Raw genomic sequence first — 5,541 nt, 5'->3', positions numbered from 1 at the left:
GGCAGGAGCACGGCCGCGGGCTCTGGCTCATGCGCGGGTGTGCCGACGAGTGGGGGCACTACCTCCTCGTCAACGGGCGGCGCACGACCGGAGGCAAGGAGGTGTGGGCGGAGTGGTGCACCCCGGACGCACAAGCGCCGGGCACGCACGCGGACCCCGCGCGAGTCGGAACGCCGCCCATCCAGTAGGGCCCATCCCATCGGGCATGCCCAAGTGCCCCGCACCAAGCAGCCCCTGCGAAGTCCGGTGCGGTTGGGCAGAACCCGAAAGGGGCGCGGGAACTGCGTCATCAGTCACCAGTCACGATCCACCCGCAGGTGTCATACCGGACTTCCAGTGGAGCGCCTAGCCGCCGAGCCCGTGCTTGACGACCCGCTTGGCCACTTCCCTGCGTGGTTCGGCCAGTTCGGTGGCGATCCGGGACTCCCCGTCGCTGTCCGTCGTCACGGCGGCGGGTAGGGGCGTCCCTACGAGGAGGCACTGATGGCGCAGGTGGGTAGGCGGGTGGGTCGAGTCGACGCTGTGTCCCCGGAGGGCCGCCACTCGTCGCTGACGCTCGTACTCGCTCTCCGGGATCGACTTCATATGGGCGCCGAGACGCTCCCACAACCCCTGCCAGGGCTCCCGGTCCGTCGTGCCGCGTCGGCCGACCTGCTGGGTGTTGGCCTCGCGTTGCAGCATGGTCGTGGCTGAGGAGACGACGAGAAAGCGGTTCATGATCGCCGCTGCCGCCTCGGTGGACCCGGCGCGGGCGGCCATCGAATCGGCGAGGTACTCGGCACGCTGCGTGGCACGCAGGGTCAGCCGGTCGAGCAGCATCAGCAACCCCTGAATCAGGGAACGCGGCACGAGGAACACCAGATTGACGAACGCCTCCACGAGGGTCGGGTTCGGAGTCGGGTCGATGAAGTAGCGCCAAGTGGTGAGCGAGCGGAGCGCGTTCCCGATGATCAGTCCGTGCCTCGTGTCCCCATTGCTGTAGTGACCGAGTTCATGTCCGAGGAGGGCGATCCGCTCCTGCGGGCTGAGGATCTCCCAGAGGGGGAGGCCGACCGTCAGCAGCCGACGGCCGCGTATTCCGTACGTCGTCACGCTCGCGTTGATCTCGGTGTTGACGGCAACCGTGTCCACCCCTCTGGTGCCCACGACGGCCGCGACCTCGTCGATCAGCGCGAAGAGTGCGGGCGCGTCGGCCCGGCGCAGCAGGGGCTCGTCGTCGGGCAGCCCGGGAAAGCGGGGCCGCAACGTCCACGCCAGCACCCCGAGGAAGCAGCCGAGAACCGCTCCCGCACCGCCCCATCCCGTCACGACGAACCACACCGCGCCGATGGTCAGCGCCGTGGTGACGCCGTGCACCGCGAGCGCGATCAGGTAGGCCGCCAGGCCCGCGGCGTCGCGTCGCGGTCGCAGCGTCTCTCCGGCGGCCACCTCGGCAAGCAGTTTTTCGCCATGAAGGCCGGCGAGTCTTCGGCGCCGTCTCTCCAGTCTCCCCGGCTCATCGTCGGGCTGTTCGGGATCCACGTTCCAGTCACAGCCGGCACACCATGTGGTGAACCGGCCGTCCGCGTGAATCCCCGCGCCGCACTGCGGGCACGGTTGCGTCGTATCCCCGACGATGGTGCGCACCGGGCGATCTCCCTTCCCCTCGGCCCCTCCCCAGAGGCCGCTCCGTTTCTGACCTGGCACAGCTGATCATTCCGGCCTCCCGAGGTAAAGCCCTCGGCAAGCCCTCAACAGGCCTCGGTCGGGCGGATATCGCGTCGGCCGCACATGCCCAGGCCCGCCGCCGTGTCCACGACGAAGGCCCCGCCCCCGAACCTGAGAAAGTCCGGGAAGGCAGGGCCTTCGTCAACGTACGACCGTGGAGGTCAGAAGCGGCGTGTGATCAGCGCCCTCTTCACTTCCTGGATCGCCTTCGTTACCTCGATGCCTCGGGGGCAGGCGTCCGTGCAGTTGAACGTGGTGCGGCAGCGCCAGACGCCGTCCTTGTCGTTCAGGATTTCGAGGCGCTGCTCGCCCGCCTCGTCACGGCTGTCGAAGATGAAGCGGTGCGCGTTCACGATCGCGGCCGGGCCGAAGTACTGGCCGTCGTTCCAGAAGACCGGGCACGAGGACGTGCAGGCCGCGCAGAGGATGCACTTCGTGGTGTCGTCGAAGCGCTCGCGGTCCTCCGCCGTCTGGAGGCGTTCCCGGGTCGGCTCGTTCGTGTCCTTCGTGATGAGGAAGGGCATGACGTCGCGGTACGCCTGGAAGAACGGCTCCATGTCCACGACCAGGTCCTTCAGGACCGTCAGGCCCTTGATGGGCTCGACCGTGATGGGCTTCTCGGGGTTGAGGTCCTTGATCAGCGTCTTGCAGGCAAGACGGTTCCTGCCGTTGATCCGCATCGCGTCCGAGCCGCAGATGCCGTGCGCGCAGGACCGGCGGAACGTGAGGGTGCCGTCCACGTCCCACTTGATCTTGTGGAGGGCGTCCAGGACGCGCTCCTTCGGGTCGATCTCCAACTGGAAGTCTTCCCAGACCGCCTCCGCCGAGACCTCGGGGTTGAAGCGGCGGACGCGGAAGGTGGCCGTGATGTACGGGGAGTCGGCGAAACCGGGCTCGGGGGTGCCGGCCGCGTCCGCCTTGTCCAGGGTGGGGGTAGCCATCAGTACTTACGCTCCATCGGCTGGTAGCGGGTCTGGACGACCGGCTTGTAGTCGAGACGGATGGACTCGGTGCCGTCGTCGCCGACCTCGCGGTACGCCATGGTGTGGCGCATGAAGTTGACGTCGTCGCGGTTCGGGTAGTCCTCGCGGTAGTGACCGCCGCGGGACTCCTTGCGGGCGAGGGCGGAGACCGCCATGACCTCGGCCAGGTCCAGGAGGTTGCCGAGCTCGACGGCCTCCAGCAGGTCGGTGTTGAACCGCTTGCCCTTGTCCTGGATCGAGACGTTCTTGTAGCGCTCGCGCAGCTCCGCGAGCTTCTCCACGGCCGTCTTGATCGTCTGCTCGGTGCGGAACACCATGACGTTGGCGTCCATGGTCTCCTGCAGCTCGCGGCGGATGTCCGCCACGCGCTCGTTGCCCGTCGACGAACGCAGCCGCTCGATCTGCTCGACGACCAGCGAGGCCGGGTCCTCGGGCAGCTCGACGTGCGCGGCCACCTTCGAGGAGTACTCCGCCGCGGCGATGCCCGAACGGCGCCCGAACACGTTGATGTCCAGGAGCGAGTTCGTGCCCAGGCGGTTCGCGCCGTGGACGGACACACAGGCGACCTCGCCGGCCGCGTACAGGCCCGGGACGACCGTGGTGTTGTCCGACAGGACCTCACCCTCGACGTTCGTGGGGATGCCGCCCATCGCGTAGTGCGCGGTGGGCTGGATCGGGATCGGGTCCGTGTACGGCTCGATGCCCAGGTACGTACGCGCGAACTCCGTGATGTCCGGGAGCTTGGCGTCCAGCTGCTCCGGCGGGAGGTGCGTGAGGTCGAGGTAGACGTGGTCGGCCTCGGGACCGCAGCCACGGCCCTCACGGATCTCCGTGTAGATGGAGCGGGACACGACGTCACGCGACGCCAGGTCCTTCATCACCGGCGCGTACTTCTCCATGAAGCGCTCGCCGTCCTTGTTGCGGAGGATGCCGCCCTCACCGCGGGCGCCCTCCGTCAGCAGGATGCCCATGCGCCAGATGCCGGTCGGGTGGAACTGGAAGAACTCCATGTCCTCCAGCGGCAGACCGCGACGGTAGACCGCCGCCTGTCCGTCACCCGTCAGCGTGTGCGCGTTCGACGTCACCTTGAAGAACTTTCCGGTGCCGCCGGACGCGTAGATCACGGCCTTCGCCTGGAAGACGTGGATCTCACCGGTCGCCAGTTCGTACGCGACGACGCCGGCGGAGTGCTTGACCCCGTCGATCTCGACGATCAGCTGGTCGAGGACGTAGAACTCGTTGAAGAACTCCACGCCCTCCTTCACGCAGTTCTGGTACAGCGTCTGGAGGATCATGTGGCCGGTGCGGTCCGCGGCGTAGCAGGACCGGCGGACCGGGGCCTCGCCGTGGTTGCGGCTGTGACCGCCGAAGCGGCGCTGGTCGATGGTGCCGTCCGGCGTGCGGTTGAACGGCAGGCCCATCTTCTCCAGGTCGAGGACCGCGTCGATGGCCTCCTTCGCCAGGATCTCGGCGGCGTCCTGGTCGACCAGGTAGTCACCGCCCTTGACCGTGTCGAAGGTGTGCCACTCCCAGTTGTCCTCCTCCACGTTGGCCAGCGCGGCGGCCATGCCGCCCTGCGCGGCGCCCGTGTGGGAGCGGGTGGGGTAGAGCTTCGTGAGCACGGCGGTACGGCTGCGCTTCGTCGCTTCGATCGCGGCGCGCATGCCGGCGCCGCCCGCGCCGACGATGACTGTGTCGTACTTGTGGATCTTCATGATTCTCGTAGCCCCGGCTCTAGCGGATGTTCGGGTCGAAGGTGAAGATCACCAGCGTGCCCAGCAGGATGGTGAACACCGTGGCCGTGTAGAGCAGGCCCTTGAGCCACAGCCGGGTGTTCGCGCGCTCCGCGTAGTCGTTGATGACCGTGCGCAGGCCGTTGGCGCCGTGCAGCATCGCCAGCCACAGCATCAGCAGGTCCCACGTCTGCCAGAACGGGGACGCCCAGCGGCCCGCCACGAAGGCGAAGCCGATCTTGGAGACGCCGCCGTCGAGGACGAGCTGGATCAGCAGGTGGCCGATGACGAGGACGACGAGAACGATGCCGGACAGACGCATGAACAGCCATGCGGCCATCTCGAAGTTGCCACGGGTGGACTTCGGCGTCTTCTTCGTCCGCTTGCGCGGGGCCTCGATCAGGGGCGCCGGGTTGTCGACGCCGTAGAGGGACGCACCCTCGACGGGGCCGATGCCGGAGGCGGCGGTCTTCTCAGTGGTGGACATTTTGGCGTCAGCTCCCGAAGACTTCACGAGCGGCGTGGCCGAGTACGGGGTACAGGGCCCCGACCATCAGCACGACCCAGATGCCGACCACGGTCCAGAGCATCTGCTTCTGGTAGCGCGGGCCCTTCGACCAGAAGTCGACGGCGATGACACGCAGGCCGTTGAGGGCGTGGAAGAGGATCGCGGCGACGAGGCCGTACTCCAGCAGTGCCACGATCGGCGTCTTGTAGGTGGCTACGACCTTGTCGTAGTCCTCGGGGGAGACACGCACAAGAGCGGTGTCCAGCACGTGTACGAACAGGAAGAAGAAGATGAGGACGCCGGTGACTCGATGAGCCACCCATGACCACATTCCTTCCCGGCCGCGGTACAGCGTTCCAGCCGGCACGGAAGAACCCTCCGGGAGCGGGGATTGGGGCCGCGCCGGCTTCTGTGTCGGACGGGCCCGGCCGGGTACGGTCCACCGGCCCTGGCCATCGTAGCGACGTGTTGTCGGAACGTTTACGGGGGGCCTACCGATGTGATCGAACCGGCAGTCATATGGGACACGTACGGGCTACTCCGTAGGGGTGCGGGGGTGGCCACCGGGGTGGGGGTTTGGGTTTTTTGCCGGGTGCGGGTTGGTTGTGGC

Annotated in this window: 6 protein-coding genes; 1 reads left to right on the top strand and 5 read right to left on the bottom strand. The window is 67.7% G+C overall.

The genetic code is table 11. The features are described 5' to 3' along the window. Window positions 1–188, top strand: a 188-nt coding sequence (locus tag AOK17_RS53140) for an ATP-binding protein (RefSeq protein WP_483855192.1), incomplete at its 5' end; no start/stop codon positions are given. Window positions 189–345: 157 nt separating this feature from the next. On the opposite strand, the gene AOK17_RS45975 is transcribed toward AOK17_RS53140, so the two are convergent. The 5 genes from AOK17_RS45975 to sdhC all read right to left on the bottom strand — a co-directional run bounded on the left by AOK17_RS45975 (window position 346) and on the right by sdhC (window position 5,298). Next, the gene (locus tag AOK17_RS45975; RefSeq protein WP_245697828.1) at window positions 346–1,428 is read right to left on the bottom strand and encodes a M48 family metallopeptidase; all 1,083 of its coding nucleotides are present in this window, start codon (window positions 1,426–1,428) and stop codon (window positions 346–348) included. A gap of 440 nt (window positions 1,429–1,868) precedes the next feature. Beyond that, on the bottom strand, window positions 1,869–2,648 hold the full coding sequence (locus AOK17_RS45970) for a succinate dehydrogenase iron-sulfur subunit (protein ID WP_055618604.1): 780 nt from the start codon (window positions 2,646–2,648) through the stop codon (window positions 1,869–1,871). Then, a complete protein-coding gene (gene sdhA / locus AOK17_RS45965) occupies window positions 2,648–4,405 on the bottom strand; it encodes a succinate dehydrogenase flavoprotein subunit (RefSeq protein ID WP_055618603.1) in 1,758 nt (585 codons plus the stop codon). Before sdhA ends, AOK17_RS45970 begins: the two co-directional genes overlap by 1 nt. 19 nt (window positions 4,406–4,424) lie before the next feature. After that, window positions 4,425–4,910, bottom strand: a complete 486-nt coding sequence (locus AOK17_RS45960) for a succinate dehydrogenase hydrophobic membrane anchor subunit (protein WP_055618602.1) — start codon at window positions 4,908–4,910, stop codon at window positions 4,425–4,427. A 7-nt stretch (window positions 4,911–4,917) separates the two neighbouring features. Further along, window positions 4,918–5,298, bottom strand: coding sequence for a succinate dehydrogenase, cytochrome b556 subunit (gene sdhC, locus AOK17_RS45955; RefSeq protein WP_079053671.1), 381 nt, complete (start codon window positions 5,296–5,298; stop codon window positions 4,918–4,920). Window positions 5,299–5,541 lie beyond the last annotated feature (243 nt).

Source organism: Streptomyces phaeochromogenes (genome assembly GCF_001418655.1).
Taxonomy (GTDB): domain Bacteria; phylum Actinomycetota; class Actinomycetes; order Streptomycetales; family Streptomycetaceae; genus Streptomyces; species Streptomyces phaeochromogenes.
Note: the sequence above shows the minus strand (reverse complement) of the source record. Positions and strands in the feature narration are given on the sequence as shown.

Coding starts and splice junctions, on each gene's coding strand:
- sdhA (WP_055618603.1), bottom strand. CDS start 4,405: ATGAAGATCCACAAGTACGACACAGTCATCGTCGGCGCGGGCGGCGCC.
- AOK17_RS45970 (WP_055618604.1), bottom strand. CDS start 2,648: ATGGCTACCCCCACCCTGGACAAGGCGGACGCGGCCGGCACCCCCGAG.
- AOK17_RS45960 (WP_055618602.1), bottom strand. CDS start 4,910: ATGTCCACCACTGAGAAGACCGCCGCCTCCGGCATCGGCCCCGTCGAG.